Annotated in this window: 19 protein-coding genes and 1 riboswitch; of the genes, 14 read left to right on the top strand and 5 right to left on the bottom strand. The window is 49.0% G+C overall.

Going from position 1 to position 18,485, the window contains the following annotated elements:
- Positions 1–12: 12 nt before the first annotated feature.
- The gene (locus tag ASG34_RS10215; protein ID WP_055830180.1) at positions 13–1,185 is read left to right on the top strand and encodes a GGDEF domain-containing protein; all 1,173 of its coding nucleotides are present in this window, start codon (positions 13–15) and stop codon (positions 1,183–1,185) included.
- Between the two features lie 384 nt (positions 1,186–1,569).
- Entirely contained in the window at positions 1,570–2,577 is a 1,008-nt protein-coding gene (locus tag ASG34_RS10210) for a S1 family peptidase (protein WP_229008021.1), read from the top strand.
- An 88-nt stretch (positions 2,578–2,665) separates the two neighbouring features.
- Here ASG34_RS10210 and ASG34_RS14010 read toward each other — a convergent pair whose 3' ends face one another.
- Entirely contained in the window at positions 2,666–2,815 is a 150-nt protein-coding gene (locus ASG34_RS14010) for a hypothetical protein (protein WP_156376475.1), read from the bottom strand.
- A gap of 240 nt (positions 2,816–3,055) precedes the next feature.
- A riboswitch (S-adenosyl-L-homocysteine riboswitch) is annotated at positions 3,056–3,137 on the top strand.
- A gap of 92 nt (positions 3,138–3,229) precedes the next feature.
- Between ASG34_RS14010 and ahcY the strand changes: the two genes are divergently transcribed.
- The 3 genes from ahcY (at position 3,230) to metF (ending at position 5,977) form a co-directional block, all read left to right on the top strand.
- Positions 3,230–4,639 (top strand): adenosylhomocysteinase, encoded by a 1,410-nt coding sequence (ahcY, locus tag ASG34_RS10205; RefSeq protein WP_055830179.1) that lies wholly within the window; start codon positions 3,230–3,232, stop codon positions 4,637–4,639.
- Between the two features lie 92 nt (positions 4,640–4,731).
- Positions 4,732–5,079 (top strand): phage holin family protein, encoded by a 348-nt coding sequence (locus ASG34_RS10200; protein WP_055830177.1) that lies wholly within the window; start codon positions 4,732–4,734, stop codon positions 5,077–5,079.
- A 70-nt stretch (positions 5,080–5,149) separates the two neighbouring features.
- Positions 5,150–5,977: a methylenetetrahydrofolate reductase [NAD(P)H] gene (gene metF / locus ASG34_RS10195; protein WP_055830175.1), complete on the top strand. Its 828-nt coding sequence runs from the start codon at positions 5,150–5,152 to the stop codon at positions 5,975–5,977.
- A 62-nt stretch (positions 5,978–6,039) separates the two neighbouring features.
- Here the strand turns inward: metF and ASG34_RS10190 are convergent, their stop codons facing one another.
- From ASG34_RS10190 to ASG34_RS10180, 3 genes are read right to left on the bottom strand one after another with little or no spacing between them, the layout of a single operon-like run.
- Positions 6,040–6,507: a DUF494 family protein gene (locus ASG34_RS10190; protein WP_055830173.1), complete on the bottom strand. Its 468-nt coding sequence runs from the start codon at positions 6,505–6,507 to the stop codon at positions 6,040–6,042.
- Positions 6,508–6,555: 48 nt separating this feature from the next.
- Entirely contained in the window at positions 6,556–7,716 is a 1,161-nt protein-coding gene (gene dprA, locus ASG34_RS10185) for a DNA-processing protein DprA (RefSeq protein ID WP_055830170.1), read from the bottom strand.
- A 9-nt stretch (positions 7,717–7,725) separates the two neighbouring features.
- Positions 7,726–8,760: a LysM peptidoglycan-binding domain-containing protein gene (locus ASG34_RS10180; protein WP_055830168.1), complete on the bottom strand. Its 1,035-nt coding sequence runs from the start codon at positions 8,758–8,760 to the stop codon at positions 7,726–7,728.
- 255 nt (positions 8,761–9,015) lie between these two features.
- Between ASG34_RS10180 and def the strand changes: the two genes are divergently transcribed.
- The 7 genes from def to ASG34_RS10145 all read left to right on the top strand — a co-directional run bounded on the left by def (position 9,016) and on the right by ASG34_RS10145 (position 16,915).
- A complete protein-coding gene (gene def / locus ASG34_RS10175; protein ID WP_055830166.1) occupies positions 9,016–9,531 on the top strand; it encodes a peptide deformylase in 516 nt (171 codons plus the stop codon).
- A gap of 16 nt (positions 9,532–9,547) precedes the next feature.
- A complete protein-coding gene (gene fmt, locus ASG34_RS10170; protein WP_055830164.1) occupies positions 9,548–10,486 on the top strand; it encodes a methionyl-tRNA formyltransferase in 939 nt (312 codons plus the stop codon).
- 132 nt (positions 10,487–10,618) lie between these two features.
- Positions 10,619–11,491 (top strand): zinc metalloprotease HtpX, encoded by an 873-nt coding sequence (htpX, locus tag ASG34_RS10165; RefSeq protein ID WP_055830163.1) that lies wholly within the window; start codon positions 10,619–10,621, stop codon positions 11,489–11,491.
- A 143-nt stretch (positions 11,492–11,634) separates the two neighbouring features.
- The gene (rsmB, locus tag ASG34_RS10160; RefSeq protein WP_055830877.1) at positions 11,635–12,924 is read left to right on the top strand and encodes a 16S rRNA (cytosine(967)-C(5))-methyltransferase RsmB; all 1,290 of its coding nucleotides are present in this window, start codon (positions 11,635–11,637) and stop codon (positions 12,922–12,924) included.
- Positions 12,902–13,474 (top strand): DUF4390 domain-containing protein, encoded by a 573-nt coding sequence (locus ASG34_RS10155; protein ID WP_055830875.1) that lies wholly within the window; start codon positions 12,902–12,904, stop codon positions 13,472–13,474. Before rsmB ends, ASG34_RS10155 begins: the two co-directional genes overlap by 23 nt.
- Positions 13,475–13,477: 3 nt before the next feature.
- On the top strand, positions 13,478–15,640 hold the full coding sequence (locus tag ASG34_RS10150; protein WP_055830157.1) for a sensor histidine kinase: 2,163 nt from the start codon (positions 13,478–13,480) through the stop codon (positions 15,638–15,640).
- Positions 15,641–15,652: 12 nt separating this feature from the next.
- Positions 15,653–16,915: a sigma-54-dependent transcriptional regulator gene (locus tag ASG34_RS10145; RefSeq protein WP_055830155.1), complete on the top strand. Its 1,263-nt coding sequence runs from the start codon at positions 15,653–15,655 to the stop codon at positions 16,913–16,915.
- A 62-nt stretch (positions 16,916–16,977) separates the two neighbouring features.
- Here ASG34_RS10145 and ASG34_RS10140 read toward each other — a convergent pair whose 3' ends face one another.
- The gene (locus ASG34_RS10140; protein WP_229008015.1) at positions 16,978–17,361 is read right to left on the bottom strand and encodes a DoxX family membrane protein; all 384 of its coding nucleotides are present in this window, start codon (positions 17,359–17,361) and stop codon (positions 16,978–16,980) included.
- An 85-nt stretch (positions 17,362–17,446) separates the two neighbouring features.
- Between ASG34_RS10140 and ASG34_RS10135 the strand changes: the two genes are divergently transcribed.
- Both ASG34_RS10135 and fae read left to right on the top strand, forming a co-directional pair.
- The gene (locus tag ASG34_RS10135) at positions 17,447–17,887 is read left to right on the top strand and encodes a GNAT family N-acetyltransferase (RefSeq protein WP_055830153.1); all 441 of its coding nucleotides are present in this window, start codon (positions 17,447–17,449) and stop codon (positions 17,885–17,887) included.
- A gap of 48 nt (positions 17,888–17,935) precedes the next feature.
- The gene (fae, locus tag ASG34_RS10130) at positions 17,936–18,478 is read left to right on the top strand and encodes a formaldehyde-activating enzyme (protein ID WP_055830150.1); all 543 of its coding nucleotides are present in this window, start codon (positions 17,936–17,938) and stop codon (positions 18,476–18,478) included.
- Positions 18,479–18,485 lie beyond the last annotated feature (7 nt).

The following is an 18,485-nucleotide window of genomic DNA, read 5'->3' as shown; positions in this document are numbered from 1 at the left end:
TTCGCTTAGGTCATGAAAACACAGCGCAAAAAAGCGGTGTTGTATATCCTTGTTTCAGGGTTCCTCATTGCTTTTATTGGTGCTTTATTGTTTCTGTGGATTTATTTTTCCAGCATGCGCGAAATGCACCAGACCACGCGCAATCTTTACGAAAAGCCGTTTGCGGTTTCAAATGCGGCGCTTGAACTCAAAGCCGCTTTATATCAAATCCGCAGTAGCCTGTTATATGCAACGCTGATCAAGGCGGATGCGAGTGATGTGGCTGCCACTATCACGTTTATCGAAAAGCACGAGCGGTTGGCGGAAGAGAAAATTGCCGTGATGCAGCACAGCTATTCCGGTGACCCGCAACAAGTCATCAATCTCCGTCAAAAATGGCAGGCACTCAACCAGGTACGCGACCAGATTTTGCAAAAACTGGAAGATGCCAAATTTTCTGAAGCCAACCGCTTGATTGAAACTGACTGGACTAGCCGCTTTGCAGAAGTGGCCAGGTTGAATGAGTCCATCCTTGGCTCTGCTAATCAGCGTGCCACTCAATATGTGAATGAAAGCCAACAACGGCTGCAGCGGCATACCAAGGCGGGTTTGATATACGCCGGGTTATTACTATCCCTATTTTTGCTGGTCAGTGTATTTGTTGTGTCGCGCATCTACCGTTTGCATATCGAGGCAGACAAATTTGCATTTACCGACTTTTTAACCGGCATCGCCAATCGCCGGCATTTCATGCATGAGCTGGAATCCGAAATCAGGCGCAGTCAGCGTTACGAAGCCCCATTTTCGTTCGCGATGGTGGATATTGATCATTTCAAAAAAATAAATGACAAACACGGCCATTATGCCGGTGATGTGGTGTTGCAGAATTTTTGCCTGCGGTGCGTGAATGCGCTGCGCACCAGCGATATGGTCGGCAGGCTGGGTGGTGAAGAGTTCGGTATCCTGATGCCGATGACAGATCTACATGAAGCTACGCGCGTGATTGAGCGTCTGCGCTCAGAAATCGACCATAGCGTGTTGATTGAAAATGGCGAAAAAATCCATTACACGGCTTCATTCGGCCTGGTTTCGACCTCACAGCTGAATGACCAGCAAGGTTTGTCACATATGATGCGCATGGCTGATGCTGCGCTGTATTCTGCCAAGCAACAAGGCCGAAACCGCGTTTTTATTGCTAATCATTGATCCCAGTATGCGTTAAAACGCATTCAATCTATTTCACTTGCCCGCATGAGGCAAATATTTCTCTTCTATACTCAATTCGTTTTCGCTTCATGATGTTTGAGCGATGTCTGTGCATACACCTTTTTAGTGCACTTTAATGGTGCGTTAACGGGATTGCAGGCCTCAGGCATATAGTCGTTTTTGATTAAATCTCTGATATTGAATCTCTTGATTCGTAAATATTAATATGCTTAACTGTTTGATTATTAATAACTTTATTTGATTATCTTACCGTTTAAATAGTGCTCGATTTGTGTGCGCGTTGGGTTGGAATGCATCTTGCTGAAATGTAATTAAAGGCTTTCCAACGATACACCAACTTGCGGTAACAGATTGGAGCATTACATGACAAAGTTTTTGATTGGTTTACTGGTAGGGTGCTTTGCCGCACCATTGATGGCAGAACCTTCTGACGCGTTAATGCAGTCGTTAAACAGTCGGGTACTGCGCATTCAAGTGGGACTGACCAATGGTCAGTTTGGCTTGGGTTCAGGAGTTGTGGTTGCCGACAATCAAGTGGTGACTAACTGTCATGTGGTCGCTAACGCCAGCAGCATCAGCGTGTTAAGTGGTGGTGCGGTTTATCATGCAGTGGGCGTCAAGCCCGACTGGGAGCATGATGTTTGCATGCTGCAAATGGATGACCTGCCTCTCACACCAGTCGCCATGAAATCCAGCCGTGAATTGAAATATGAGCAACCGGTATTCACCATTGGCTACCCAAGTTTTGTGCCGGCACCTGTCACTACCAAAGGTGTTGTGAAAGGTTTATTCACCATGGATGACTCAGTGATTGTGCGTGCTACCAGCACTTTTAAACAAGGTGCAAGCGGCGGTGGTTTGTTTGATGAGTCCGGCACACTGGTAGGCTTGATCACACTGAAAAGCCCTGGCAAAGATGCGTATTATTACTATATGTCGATTGACTGGGTGCAAGCATTGTTAACTAAACCTGCGGGTCCTATATTAGTGAAAAGCGAGTTGCCATTCTGGGGTAAACCGGCAGCGCAATGGCCTAGCTTTATGAAAGTGGTGTTTCCTTACCTGCATAAAGACTGGAACGGCTTGAAAACAGTAGCGGCTGAATGGGTGAAACAAGAGCCTGCCAATACAGAAGCCTGGTTTTACCTGGCAGCTGCAGAGTACGAAACACGTGATCTAACACTGGCTGAGCAACATTTGCACCGTGTCGTGAGCATGAACGACCAGCATAGCCAGGCTTTCTATTATCTTGGCCTGATTGCTGAAGCGAATGGTAAACACAGCGAAGCATTGGCAAGTGTAGAGACGCTTAACCAGCTGGATGCAGAAAAAGCAGCAGAACTGACAGTCGCCATGAAAACATTGCCATAACCCACATGCTGGTATAGTGGAAAGTCAGTTGCTCATATAGCCAAACAAAAAGCGCCTCATGGGCGCTTTTTATTTGGCAGTTGTTTAGTTAAACAACTTGCAAATCCAGCTCTTCAACATGGTAGTAATGCTCGTCATCCCAGACTGTGAAGTCTTGCGCGGTCACCACAGCCTCCTGAAAGTGATAAAAGGTCGCGATGCAATGATTCTCTTCGTCCATGACCTGGTACATTGACATAATTTCCCGCCTTTCCGTAATGGTTGAGTGACTATAAATACTGCAGTTGACACATCATGCCATGGTGACAGGTAAATGATTTTATTAAGAAAAGCGGTCTATTGGCCTCAATTTACAATCATACTCATGACTGGCGTAAATAAAACAGCCAAACAAACATTTGAAGCGTAATTGCGCAGTTGTTTTGATAATGAAAAAAGGTGGTCTTTTGTAAAATATGGCGGTTGGCGTATAATCACGCCTTCTGAGGAACGCTGCGAGAGTTTCATACTCCCAGGCTCAGAGTGATAGCTGCGAAGCTTCTCAACTGCGTTCACTTTTCACTGTGCGAGCACGGAAAAAAGGTGAACAAAACGTTTCCACCGGTTCTAAGAACCTTCCCTGCTCAGTTTTCATTTTTTTAGGACTTCAAACATGAATACTGTAGCTGATTTCAAAGATTACATTGTTGCCGATATGAACCTGGCTGGCTGGGGCCGTAAGGAAATTGCCATTGCCGAAACCGAAATGCCGGGCTTGATGGCCATTCGCGAAGAATATGCCGCTGTGCAACCGTTGCGTGGCGCACGCATTACCGGTTCTTTGCATATGACCATTCAGACCGCAGTGCTGATCGAAACACTGAAAGACCTCGGCGCTGAAGTGCGCTGGGCTTCCTGTAATATTTTCTCTACCCAAGACCATGCGGCGGCTGCGATTGCTGCCACTGGCACCGCTGTGTTTGCCGTGAAAGGCGAAACGCTGGAAGAATACTGGGATTATACCCACCGCATTTTTGAGTGGGCTGACGGTGGTTACTCCAACATGATTCTGGATGACGGCGGTGATGCGACTTTGCTGTTGCACCTGGGCGCACGTGCAGAAAAAGATTTATCCGTGGTGGGCAACCCAACTTCTGAAGAAGAAGTCTGCTTGTTTAATGCGATTAAAGCCAAACTGAAGACAGACCCGACCTGGTATTCCGTTCGCCTGAAAGAAATCAAGGGTGTAACTGAAGAAACTACTACTGGTGTACACCGCCTGTACCAGATGCATAAAGACGGCAAACTGGCTTTCCCGGCAATTAACGTCAATGATTCGGTGACCAAATCTAAATTTGATAACCTTTACGGCTGCCGTGAATCATTGGTAGATGGTATCAAGCGTGCAACCGATGTGATGATCGCAGGCAAGATCGCTATCGTGGCTGGTTATGGTGATGTGGGTAAAGGTTCTGCGCAAGCACTGCGTGCTTTGTCTGCACAAGTTTGGGTGACTGAAATCGACCCGATCTGCGCTTTACAGGCAGCGATGGAAGGTTACCGTGTGGTCACTATGGATTATGCCGCTGAACACGGCGATATTTTCGTGACCGCGACCGGTAACTACCACGTGATCACCCACGACCATATGGCGAAAATGAAAGACCAGGCGATTGTCTGCAACATCGGTCACTTTGATAATGAAATCGACGTGGCCGGTATTGAGAAATACCAATGGGACGAAATCAAGCCGCAAGTCGACCATGTGATTTTCCCGGATGGCAAACGCATCATCCTGCTGGCTAAAGGCCGCTTGGTAAACCTGGGTTGCGGAACCGGACACCCTAGCTATGTCATGAGCTCCAGCTTTGCCAACCAGACTATTGCGCAAATCGAGTTGTTCACGCAAACCAGCAACTATCCAGTGGGCGTGTATACCTTGCCTAAACATCTGGATGAAAAAGTGGCTATCCTGCAATTGAAAAAACTCAATGCACAGCTAACTGTACTTACCGATGCGCAAGCGGCCTATATCGGCGTGAGCAAGAGTGGCCCTTACAAGCCTGATCACTACAGATACTAAGCTTCTATACTTAAGCCGCAACCTCGGTCAGGTGTCCTGGCCGAGGTTTCGGTGTACACTCTTCCTCAATCTAATGACGACAGGGGAGTGAAATGTTTAAGTTACTGATTGTGTGGGTATTGAACGCATTGGCGTTAATGGCGGTGGCTTACCTGGTGCCTGGCATCCATGTGGCGAATTTTACAGCTGCACTAATAGCTGCTTTGGTGATTGGCCTGGTCAATATATTGATTAAACCGTTGCTGGTGCTGCTTACCTTGCCGATTACTTTGTTAACACTAGGCTTGTTTATTCTGGTGATTAACGGGGTGCTGTTCTGGCTGGTCGGCAATTATCTGCAAGGATTTTCGGTCAGCTCCATCCTGATTGGTGTAATTGGTGCCTTGGTCTACAGTTTGATTTCCGGGGTGCTCAGTTCGATTATCCCTGATAGTGATTAACTGGCTAAGAAGGCTGGTTTCCGCATCCATTTTTGTGAGTGCGGGCTTGCCATAAATAAAGATTAAACACGTGAATAATAAAACTTCTTTCAGCTTTGAGTTTTTTCCGCCAAAAACGGCGGAGGGTATGGCTAACTTGCGCCTCGCGCGCGCGGAATTAGCTAAATTTTCCCCTGAATTTTTTTCGGTGACGTTTGGCGCTGGAGGTTCAACCCGTGACCGCACTATGGAGACCGTGCTGGAAATTCAGGCAGAGGGCTATGGCGCCGCACCACACATTTCCTGTATTTCTTCCAGCAAAGAGGAAATTCGCGAGTTGTTACAGACGTATCAATCCAAAGGCATTAAACGCCTGGTCACTTTGCGAGGAGATATTCCTTCCGGTGAGGTGAGTGCTGGCGACTTTAAATATGCGAATGAACTGGTGAGTTTTATCCGTGCCGAAACGGCTGACTGGTTTCACCTCGAAGTCGCGGCCTATCCTGAATTCCATCCTGAAGCGAGCTCTGCTCAAAAAGACCTGGATAATTTCAAACGTAAAATTGATGCCGGTGCTGATTCAGCCATTACGCAATATTTCTACAATGTGGATGCTTATTTCCGCTTTGTTGAGTTGGCGCACAAACAGGGTATTACAGCCCCTATCATTCCTGGTGTGATGCCAATTTATAACTACACACAGTTAGCGCGTTTTTCTAATGTGTGTGGCGCTGAAATTCCACGCTGGTTACGATTGCGCCTTGAGGCTTATGGCGATGATATCGCTTCATTACGCGCCTTCGGCGTTGATGTGGTGACTGATATTTGCGCCAAGCTTTCCCAGGCGGGAGTGGATAAAATGCATTTTTATACCTTGAACCAGGCGGGCATTATTGGGCAGATTATCCGGCAACTTTAAGTTGGGCCTGAATAGATAAAAAGCGCGATTAAATCGCGCTTTTTTTGTAGCAAAATATTACGTTATTGCAACGACAGACCTTTCGGATTAAATAACGCATCTTCAACAAACAGGTAATCCTGTTTACGGCTTTCATCCCACAGCACCATCATGGTGATCCAGCGGATATCTTCCATGCTTAAGGTTTCCTGTGGCAACACCATGCAGCGGTCGATAATCAGGTCACGCTCATAAGCGCTGATGATGTCACTTTTCTCTAATAGACAGAGAAAGTTCAGACTCTCATCATTAATTTTATCGCGTTCCATCTCGCAGAAAATACGCAGGGCAGAAGGATTCTGCAAATATTGCGGATGCGCAACCGAGCGGCGCAGGTCTTTTACCCAGTCTACCGCGTGCAGAATATCCTGGTGGTTAAATCCTGCCTGGGACAATTCATAGGCCATGATGGCTTCGTCGGTTTCTTTCAACTCAAACGCATCATGTTTGTCCCAATAGTTTTGATAAATAAATATCAATACTTCCAACATGCATATCTCCTCAACATGCTACTTCAATACTAGCGCTACCTTGTGAGATTAAGCCAGTCTCTGGAATTGCCCGTTCGCAAGATGGCTGACTACACCTTCTAATTCAAGTAGTGTAAGCATGGTGGAAACTTCTCCGGGCGTCAAGCCTGAGCGGGCTGCGATCTGCTCGGCGAAGATAGGGTCAAACCCCATGCAAGCCAATACAGGGCTTGCTTCAGAGGGTAGATTAGTCCAATTGGGTATTAGCCCGTTTGGGCTATCAGCCAGGCTGGCATTTGGCAGGCGGATATGACGTAACTCACTGAGGATATCGTCGGTGGATTCCACCAGTTTTGCACCTTGTTTAATCAAGGCATGACAGCCCTTAGACACCGGAGAATGGATGGAACCGGGAATCGCAAATACTTCACGTCCCTGTTCAATCGCCAGTTTCGCGGTAATCAGGGATCCGCTATCGACATTTGCTTCAACCACCAGGCAGCCTTCAGATAAGCCACTGATAATACGATTACGTCTGGGAAAGTTGTAATTGATCGAAGGCGTACCTAATGCATATTCCGACAGCAACAGGCCATGCTGGGCAATCTGATGCGCCAGTGCTTTGTGTTTGGCCGGGTAGACAATATCGAGGCCGGTGCCGACTACCGCAATGGTTGCCCCATCTGCTTTCAAGGCGCCACGATGGGCAGCGCCATCAATCCCCAGGGCAAGTCCGCTAACTACGACTAAGCCCGCGCGGCATAAGCTCTCGGCAAAGTTTTCTGCAGTGGTTTCTCCTTGCGCGGTTGCATGCCGGCTCCCCACAATCGCCATGGCTGGCCGTTTGAGTATCTGCAAGTTGCCTTTGGCATAGAGTAGCGGCGGTGGCTGGTCGGTTTCCAGTAAACGTCTTGGGTAGTGCAGGTCGGCCAGGGTGATCAGGTGATTATCAGGTTGCTCCAGCCAGTCCAGCGCTTTGGCAATATCTGCATGCTCCATCGCGCGCTGGATACGCTCTGCGACATCTTTGCTGACAGTGTCGCGTAGCTCGGCGTATGACGCTGCCAGAATCGCTTCCGGCGATTTCAACAGCAGTAATAGCTGGCACAGCATGGTATTGCCGAGCCCGTCAACCAGGCTAAGCGCTATCCACGGTGCATATTGTTCGCGAGAAGAGCTGCTCAAGCTTGCGTCGGGCAAGCTTGCGTTTTCGATGTAAGTGTTTTCCATGTAGGAATCTTACGGTGTTTGAACGATATCTTCCACATGTACGGGTTGAGAAGCTTGCATCACCAATGCGTAAGACAGTTTGGGGAAGGTTTTGAACACCATCACCAACCCGACTGGCTCATTCGGTAATTGCAAGGTCACCGGATGTTCAGGATCTGATCCCGGGTCTATCATGCTGGCGCCTTTGCGCAGGATAGACAGCACGTGCCCACGTTCCAGGCCATCGTTTGCGCCACGGTTAAGCACTACCACACGGCCGGAGCCGGTTTCGTTAATACCATTGCTGATGCGGGCAATCTGGCCATGCAACTGGTTTTCCGGTGCATGCGGTATAAATGTCTGGGTTAACTCATCTTCAACAGCGATCAGTTTGTCTTTAACGGCGATTTCTTCTTTCACCTGGCTGATATTCAGGGTTGCAGGTTGACCCAGGCGTAGCAGATTGGCTTCACCGAGATAATGCGCTTCAATACCTAGGATTTCACCATTTTCGGGATCCTTAACCGGTTCACCTTCACGGTAAATGGCCCAGACCGGTTGCGGGGTTTGTGGCAATCCCTGCACATAAATATGTGTACCGGGGCTCAGGATTTCTCGTTCTTCTTCCGCGGCAATAATTCTAGGCGCATTTTTCAGCTCATCTGCGGAAACCAGCATAGGCTTAGTCAAAAAAGGCAGTATAGCGTTTGGCTGTATGGTCGGGATAGCATCGGCCTTGATCGGTGTCACAATGACACCAGGCTCCAGTTTGACAGATTCGCGAATCAACCTCAGTACCGGTTTGCCGCTGCTGGTGTCCAGCACGATTACATCTCCCGGGTAGATCCAGTGCGGATTTTTGATATGGTCACGGTTGATCTGCCATATCTGTGGCCACTGCCAGGGATTCTTGAGGAACTTGGCAGAAATATCCCATAAAGTATCGCCTTTAACCACCACGTGGCGGTCCGGGTGTTGCGAACGTAGGGTAATTTCCTCTGCAAAAGCGTACAAGCTGCTACAAGCCAGGGCAAGCGAGGTTATAATTTGAACAATTTTGGTCATGTGACGTCTCTGTAATATGCAGTGCTGACGTTATGCAGCATGCATGGCGCGGGTTAATGCGCAATGTCGACCAATCTAGCATGGGTTTAAAGTTATTATCAAGATGAAAAAACGGGCGTTTTGCCTTGTATTCATTTAAGAAACGCCAAAATAAGTGTATAGCGGTGAAGTGCAAGGTCACTGTAGTTTGACCACTCGCTAACACAGACCCTTAAAACGTTTCGTAAACACTTTGGATTGAAAGATTTATAGAGCATGGCACTCCTCCCTATTTTGCAATATCCTGATCCCCGCTTGCACACGGTTGCCAAGCCGGTAAAGGTATTTGATCATGCTTTGCAGAAGCTGGTCGCAGATATGGCCGAAACAATGTATGACGCGCCTGGCATCGGTTTGGCTGCCACGCAGGTTGACCAGCATATCCAGTTGATCGTGATTGACCTGAGCAAGGAAAAAAATGATCTGCTGGTGCTGGTCAACCCGAGGATTATTGCTGAATCCGGCCATCAGGATTATGAAGAAGGTTGCCTGTCAGTGCCGGGCATTTATGAAAGTGTTACCCGCGCGGAATTCATTACCGTGGAAGCGGAAGATGCGCAAGGCAAGACCTTTAAACTGGATGCGGATGGTTTGCTGAGTGTATGTATACAGCACGAAATGGATCACCTGAAGGGCAAGGTGTTTGTGGAATATCTCTCTCCCCTGAAACGCAATCGAATTCGCAGCAAAATGATCAAGCATGCGCGTGAGATTGAGCGCAACAGCTATTAAGTCACGAGCTTAAACCATGCGAATTATTTATGCCGGGACTCCGGAATTTTCCGTGCCTGCCTTGCAGGGACTCATTGACGCCGGGCATGATATTGTCATGGTGCTCACCCAGCCGGATCGTCCTTCAGGGCGCGGCATGCAACTTAAGGCCAGCCCGGTCAAGCAGCTGGCTTTACAACATGGGTTGACTGTATTCCAGCCGGAAAATCTGAAACCTTCAGAGGTGCAGGATGAAATCGCCGCAACCCATGCCGATGTGTTGATCGTGGCGGCTTATGGCCTGATTATCCCCACTGCTGTCCTCAATATTCCCAAGCGTGGCTGTTATAACATTCATGGGTCACTGCTGCCACGCTGGCGCGGGGCGGCACCTATCCATCGTGCTATTCTGGCAGGCGATAACGAAACCGGTGTCACTATTATGGAAGTAGTGCCCAAGCTGGATGCAGGCAATATGGTCAGTAAATGGGCCGTGCCGATCACTGAGCAAGACACCACACAGACTTTGCATGATGCCATCAGCCGTGAAGGCGCGCGCCTGATGATAGAGGCAATGCATACGCTGCAAACCACCGGCCAACTGCCTTCAGAAGAGCAAGATGAATCGCTGGTGACTTATGCGCACAAACTTGAAAAATCTGAATCCGCTATTGACTGGACACAATCTGCCATTCAGCTTTCTAGGCAGGTGCGGGCGTTCAATCCTTTTCCGGTCGCCACGGCCAAATTCAAAGAGCAGGTATGCAAACTCTGGTTTGCGCAAGTTGCCCAACATGCAGCCGAGCTTGATTTAACGCAACCGCCAGGCACCATTTTACAGGTTCAGCCTTTAATAGTTGCCTGTGGAGATGGAGCGTTGGAGATACATGAACTGCAAATGCCGGGTGGCAAACGCCAGGCTGCACAGCAGTTCGTGCAGGGGCAGCACGTGCATATAGGTGACAGGTTTTTATAAGTGTCTCTGTATGATGAATCCATACAAAATGTACGGATGTCACGGTGATTTCATAAGACATCATTAGCATTGAAAAAACCGTTAGCGACCCCATGTTGGTGAAGAGTAATCATGGAATGAAGGAATTTTGGAATGTTAGGTAATTGGACTAAAACCTTTGTGCTGATGGCAGCGATTACAGCCCTGTTTGTGGCTGTGGGCGGTGCTTTTGGTGGCCAAAGCGGTATGCTGATGGCTCTGTTGCTGGCAGGCGGCATGAATTTTTATGCTTATTGGTTCAGCGACCAGGCTGTGCTCAAAATGTATGGTGCCGTAGAAATCAACGCCGAGAACAATTACGGAAACAACCAGTTCAATAACTATTACAACATGGTCAAAGAACTGGCGGAACGCGCGCAATTGCCGATGCCACGTGTATTTGTCATTAACGAAAGCCAGCCAAATGCATTTGCTACCGGGCGTAACCCGGAAAATGCGGCAGTGGCTGCCACCACCGGCATTATGCAGATCCTTAGCGAACGCGAATTGCGTGGCGTGATGGCGCATGAACTGGCGCACGTAAAAAACCGCGATACCCTGATTTCTACCATGTCAGCCACCGTGGCTGGTGCGATTTCAGCGATTGCCCAATTCGGTATGCTGTTTGGTGGTGGTCATAGGGAAGGTGAAGAAAGACCTAACCCTATGCTGGGTATTTTGATGATTATCATGGCGCCGCTGGCCGCGAGTTTGATCCAGATGGCAATATCACGCTCGCGTGAATATGAAGCTGACCGTATGGGTGCGGATATCAGTCGTGATCCGAAAGCCCTGGCGAGCGCATTGGAGAAAATCCATAATTATGCGCACAAAATTCCTAACATGACTGCTGAGCAACACCCTGAAACCGGTCAGATGATGATTATTAACCCGTTATCAGGGGCTGACTTTTCCGGTTTGTTCAGTACCCATCCCAAAACAGAAGAGCGTGTTCGCCGTTTAATGTCGCTGGCTAACCAGTACTAAAATAAAAGTAAAGCTGTTGTTAAAAGGCTTTCCTCAGGAAAGCCTTTTTTATTGGCCTGCGTACATATTTGATTACTTACATTGTTTTCACTGTGAAAGAAGCTGCATCAAGTAAAATAGCGTTTTTACTCCGAGTTTATTCCGTGCAAGTTGCCCAGCTAATAGCCGCCCATGCCGTTGCCGAAGTATTGGCTGGCCATAACCTGACTGTCTCGATGCCAAAAGCATTGCGCAAAGTCAAAGCTGCTACGCCACAACAGCAGGCTGCTGCGCAGGATTACAGCTATCTGACTTTGCGCTTTTATGCGGAATCAGCCGCCTATCTGGCGAAGCTCACCCCCAAGCCCGTTTCTGACACACGGGTTGAAGCTTTATTGCTGATAGCGCTTTCGCAGTTATTGCATGGCAAAGACGATGATTTTACGGTGGTGAACCAGGCAGTGGAAGCGGCAAGTAAAACCGGTCAGCGCTGGGCCAAAAGTTTAGTGAATGCCGTGTTGCGAAACTTCTTGCGGCAACGTGAAGCATTGCAACGGGTAGTCACGCAAAAAGAAGAGGTCACCTGGAACTATCCCCAATGGTGGATAGACCTCATCAAACAGCAATACCCTGATCACTGGCAAGCCATGCTCGCAGTCGGTAATGAGCATCCACCCATGACATTGCGCGTCAATGTGCGAAAAATCAGTGTAGAAGATTATTTGCAGGCTTTGCAAGAGTCACAAATTTCAGTCACCCATTTAGGCAGTACGGCCATTCAGCTGCATCAGCCGCTACCTGTGCATAAGCTACCCGGATTTGACCTGGGTTGGGTCAGTGTGCAAGACGCGGGCGCGCAATGGGCAGCGCCTTTGCTGGATGTCGGCCCAGGCATGCGGGTGCTGGATGCTTGCAGTGCCCCGGGCGGTAAAACTTGCCATATTATTGAGTTTTGCGATGTGGACTTAGTGTCGCTGGATGTGGAAGACGAACGCCTCAAGCGTGTGAATGAAAATCTGCAGCGACTGGATTTGCAGGCTAAAGTCATTACCGGCGATGCAGCCAGCACTGACTGGTTTGACGGGCAACCGTTTGACCGTATCCTGGCAGATGTCCCGTGCAGTGCTTCCGGCATCGTGCGCCGGCATGTAGATATGAAATGGTTGCGCAGACCTCAGGATTTGGCGACTTTTGCACACACACAGCAGCAAATTTTATCTAATTTGTGGCAAATGCTGTCAAAAGGCGGTAAATTGCTTTATGTGACATGTTCGGTGTTTCAACAAGAAAACGAAATGCAAATTCAGCAATTTTTAACTTCCCATGATGATGCAATCCGGCTGCCAGTGGCCTTTGATGCCTCCATCCTGCCGTGCGAGCATGCAGCACCCGGGCAATTATTGCCGGTGGCTGCCCATGACGGATTATTTTATGCGTTGTTACAAAAGTATTAAATCCTGGCTATTGCTAGTCTGCATGCTGCTCACTGCCTGGTCAGTACTGGCTGGCGGTAATCATGCACATATTAAAGTGGCAGAACTGGTATTGCGCGACGATTTATGGACGCTGGATGCCGAAATGGATATCCAGCTGGGCCGTGCGCTGGAAGAGGCGCTGAGCAAGGGCGTCACCCTAACCTTTTTGTACGAGTTCCAGATCGTTAAACCGCTTAAATACTGGTTTGATGATGAGGTGGTCACCGAACGTCGCCAGGTCACCTTGAATTACCACGCGCTGACCAAGCAATACATCCTCAATTATCCGCAGCAGCAAAAAGTATTTGATACGCTGATTGATGCCAAACAAGAGTTATCCATTATTCACGATTGGCGTTTGGCACCGCATGCCACGCTTGAAAAAAACCAGTCTTATCATGCAGCCTTGAAAATGCATCTGGATACCAGCAAATTGCCAAAAGCCTTGCAGGTGGATGCGATTGGCGAGAGTGATTGGGAACTGGTTACGCCTACCTTTAGCTGGTGGGTGAAGGAGACCTTGCGCTAAGTTATGCGTTATGTACTGATTTTGTCGATTTCGCTGGCGGCGGGTCTGCTGTACCTGTTGTCCCTAGCCAGTGCCAACACGGCCATCAGCGGCGACTATTACATCATCCTGCTCTACATCAATGCCGGTCTGGCGCTCTTGTTGCTGGGCGTGATTGGCTACCAGTTACGCCACCTCTACCGCACCACAAAAACCAAACAGGTTGGTAGTAAACTCAATTTCAGGTTGTTGGTCACTTTTGCGCTGATGGCCTTGATTCCCGGCATGATTGTCTACCTGGTTTCAGTGAATTTTCTCAGCCGCTCAATTGAGTCGTGGTTCAACGTTAAAGTTGAGTCTGCCTTGGATGGTGGCTTGAATCTTGGTCAGCGGGCACTGGATATCATGCTGTCCGAGCTTAAAGATAAAGCGCAGGGCATGACAGTCTCCTTATCTCTGCAAGCTGCCAAGTCTAATTATGCGCAACTGAATGATTTACGTGAAAAAGCAGGCATTCAGGATGCTGCTTTACTCACACCACAAGGCGCCATTCTGGCTGTGAGTAGTGCTGACCCCAGCAGTTTCTTGCCAGAACTGCCTTCAGTACCGCAGTTACGCCAGGCCAGAAGCGGCGTGTATGGCAAGATCGAGCCTATTCCGGGGAAAGGCTTATACATGCGAGTGCTGGTGCCAGTGGAGCCGTTAGGTATTATCGGGGAAGTGCGGATTCTGCAACTGATGCAGCCGGTGCCAAAAGCGCTGTCTAACACTGCGGAAGCGGTGCAGGATGTTTACCGCGAGTACCAGACTTTGTCCTATAGCCGTCAGTCACTGAAAGATATTTTCATGCTGACGCTGACCATGATTCTTCTGCTCTCGATGCTAGGGGCGCTGATTATCGCGTTTGCGTTGAGCCGGCGCATGGCGCAACCGCTGACAGTGCTTGCAGAAGGCACACGGCTGATTGCCAGCGGCGACTTTTCGCAGCAACTGCCTTCATTCGGCAAAGATGAGCTGAGTGTGCTGGTGAAGTCTTTTAACAGCATGACGCGACAGTTGCAGGAAGCGAAAATCGCTTCTGAACAAAGCCGACAGCATGTGGAATCTGCACGCGCCTACCTTGAAGCAATCCTGTCGCACTTGAGCTCTGGTGTGATGACCATTAATGAGCGGGCTGAGTTACGCGTCTACAATCTGGCCGCGACCAGTATTCTGGGCATTTCGTTAGTCGGTTTCAAAAATAAAGTATTTACCGAAATCGCTAACGAAAATCTGTATTTAAGCCCATTTGTAGAAATCGTCATGCGCCATTATGATGAGACTTTACAGCTGGATCATCATGAGCGGCATATGACCAGCCAGATCGATATTGAGCATGTGCACGGCAAACAGATTCTGATGTTGCGTGTCACACGTTTGCCGGAAGGTGCCGGGCATGGACTGGTGGTGGTGTTTGATGATGTGACGGTGATGGCGCAGGCTCAGCGTGACGCAGCCTGGGCAGAGGTGGCCAGAAGGCTGGCGCATGAGATCAAGAATCCGCTGACGCCGATACAGCTTTCTGCTGAGCGCCTGCAGTTTAAACTGCATGATAAGCTGGATAGTAAAGATGCCGAGATGCTGCTGAAATCGACCGATACTATCGTGAATCAGGTGCAGGCCATGAAAAACATGGTCAATGAATTTAGTGAATATGCAAGGACACCGGCAGCGTTATTGGTTAAACTGGATTTAAATGCTTTGATCCGGGATGTCAGCCGCTTGTACAATGGATCGACGGTTAAGCTGGAGTTGGTATTGCATCAACAGTTACCTGAGGTGCAGGCTGATGCCACCATGATGCGGCAGATTTTGCATAATTTGCTGCAAAATGCACAGGATGCGATGAGCCAGGTGGAGCATCCGCAAGTGGTCATCCTCACGGATTGCGACGGTGAGCGTGTAAAATTATCGCTGACAGACAATGGCGGTGGTTTCCCGACCGATGTGATGGCTAGGGTGTTTGAACCCTATGTCACCACCAAATCGCACGGCACTGGCCTTGGTTTGGCCATTGTGAAGAAAATGATAGAAGAACAACGTGGACAGATACGTATAGATAATCTGCCACAGGGGGGCGCCAGCGTGACCATACACCTGCCCGTAGATAAACAACAACAGCGTCGGCGCGTAGAGCGCATCGTGTAAGGAAGTACGGACATGGCATCACGGAATATATTGGTGGTTGATGACGAAGTCGGCATTCGCGAGTTGTTGAGCGACATCTTGCGCGACGAAGGTCATCAAGTCCGCCTGGCAGAAAATGCCCAATTGGCACGCGAAGAAAGACTCAAGCAGCGACCGGACCTGGTATTGCTGGATATCTGGATGCCGGATTGCGATGGTATCAGCCTGCTCAAGGAGTGGGCGAATGCAGGGTTGTTGACGATGCCGGTCATTATGATGTCCGGCCACGGCACTATTGATACAGCGATTGAAGCTACCCGCCTGGGTGCGTTCGATTTCCTTGAAAAGCCGATTGCGCTTCAAAAGTTGCTTAAAACAGTGGGTGCCGCCATCAAGCACACCGAGCATTTGGCACATACAGAAATCAACCTTTCCAGCTTTGGCAAAAGCGCCGTCATCCAGGAGCTCAAGCAACGCTTGGAACAACTCGCCCGCCATAAAAACACTTTATTCCTGATCGGCAAAAAAGGTGGCAGCGTGCCGCTGTGTGCCAAATTCCTGCGTCCACCAAACACGCCTTGGGTCTCACTCACCGAGTATGACAAACTGGTCTCGGCACCGATGGAAATCCTGGAGCAGGCGCGCGAAGGCGTGGTTTTCGTCGATGAAGTGACACGCCTGGGCAAAACCGAGCAAAAAGGTTTGAGTTTGCTGATTGCCAAGTCAGAAAAATATGGCGTGCGAGTCATCTGTGGCAGCGAGTTCGGCTTGCCGCAACTGATTGAAAAAGCCATGCTGGAACAATCCCTGTTGCAGACGCTAGCCGGTGCAGCGGTGAAAGTGCCGTGCCTGGACGAGCATAAAGAAGATATTCCTGACCTGGCCAATGCCATGGCTACCTTGATGGTAGAAGCCAGCAAGATCGATTACAAATCGTTTGATGTCGCGGCATTAAATGCACTGCGCAACGCAGACTGGCCGGGTGACCTGGATGAGCTGGAATCGGTCGTACAGAACCTGCTGATGACCAGCCTGGGTGACAGCATTACACAGGAAGATGTACAGCGCGTGTTGAAAGATTTTCAGGGCCAGATTGCAGAATCCGCTGAACAGCATATGCCTCTGAATCTCGACCAGCCATTACGCGAAGCAAGAGACGAGTTTGAGCGTTTTTACTTTCAATACCATATGCGGCTGGTTAAAAACAACATGAGTCGTCTGTCTGATATTTCCGGCCTGGAACGCACACATTTGTACCGTAAACTCAAGCAACTGGGTATCCGGATAAAAGGTTAATCACAAGGTTGAAATAAATAAAAAAAGCCGGGGTTCCCGGCTTTTTCCATCATCCAGAAATATTATTTCTGGCGGTTATCCAGGCTGTACCCGGTCTGCGGATAAAGACTCAGCAACCACATGCCACCGGCAATCCCCATGTAGGCAAAAAATGCATCCAGCGAAGCCTGGCTCAACACAATGGCCATAAAAGCCGCTAACACACCCAGTACTCTGGCACTGATTTTCGTTTTAAAGCCGACCAGCAAGGCTAGGCCAAATGCGAGCTGGATAAAAATCAGCAATGGCGCAAATATAGCCGGCAAACCCAATTGGCCCAGCATAAATTGATATTGCAGATAGCCATCAGGGGCAGAGGTAATGGCAATCAACTTCAAAATCACAATGCCAAAGAACACCAGCGCTAGCAAAATCCTGGCGGCAGCAGTTTGTAATGGACACAACATTTCTTTTCCTCAAATCCTGTTTTTATAAAGCGCCTATAATGCCTGTGGCTTATCACAATTGCAAACTTTCATCCGGAGCGGAAATGTGTCGGTACAACGCACTCAATTAATCATTCATCGTTTTGATACGCGACATGCATTATGGCCCGAATGCCGCATGATCCGTAAACGTGTGTTTATTGACGAACAGCAAGTGCCGGTGGCGCTGGAATGGGATGCATCAGATGCGACCGCCATGCATTTTTTAGTCATGGTGGACGGGAAACCGGCCGCCTGTGCCAGAGTACTGGAAGATGGACATATCGGGCGGATGGCGGTGTTACCGGAATGGAGAGGGCAAGGCATAGGCGAGGCATTATTGCTACAGGCCATCCAGGAATGCCGGCATCTGCAAGCGTTATATGCCCGCCTGTCAGCGCAAACACAGGCGGTGAAATTTTATGAGCGTGCAGGCTTTGTGGTCTGCAGTGAGCCCTATCTGGATGCGAATATCATGCATGTCGATATGCAGCTTGAGCTGGTATAATTGCGGTTTAAGTTTTTCTATCACTTCCAGACATAAAAAGGAATTCTCATGTCAAAGATCGTATTAAAAGCCGGTGAAGCCACTGTATTTTCCGAAGGTAAAGATGTAACTGCGGCCATGCCGGAAATCGTGATTGGTGCCGTTGATGGCCCGGTTGGGACTGCGTTTGCCAACATGATGGCGCAAACCAAAGGCCATACCGCCATGTTTGCTGTGCGTGATATTAACCAGATGGTACGCCCTGCGACGATGATGGTGCCTAAAGTCACTTTGAAAGACTCACTGAACATTGAATTGTTCGGTGGCGTGGTGCAAGCGGGTGTGGCTGATGGTATTACTGATGCGGTTATCGAAGGCATTATCCCTAAAGAACTGGTAAATGACCTGTGCATCGTTGCTTTATTGTGGATCGATCCGGGCTGTGCCAAAGAAGCTAACCTGGACAAGGCTGACTTGTACAAAAACAACTACGAAGCGATCAAGCTGGCATTGAAACGTGCCTTGAACGACGAACCAAGCATTGACGAAATCATTGCCAACCGTCACAAGATCAAACACTGCATGTGGGAAGATAGCTGGGATCAAAAGTAAGCTGGGA

The sequence above is a fragment of the Methylophilus sp. Leaf416 genome, assembly GCF_001424665.1.
Lineage (GTDB): Bacteria > Pseudomonadota > Gammaproteobacteria > Burkholderiales > Methylophilaceae > Methylophilus.
This window is presented reverse-complemented; position numbering and strand designations above follow the sequence as displayed.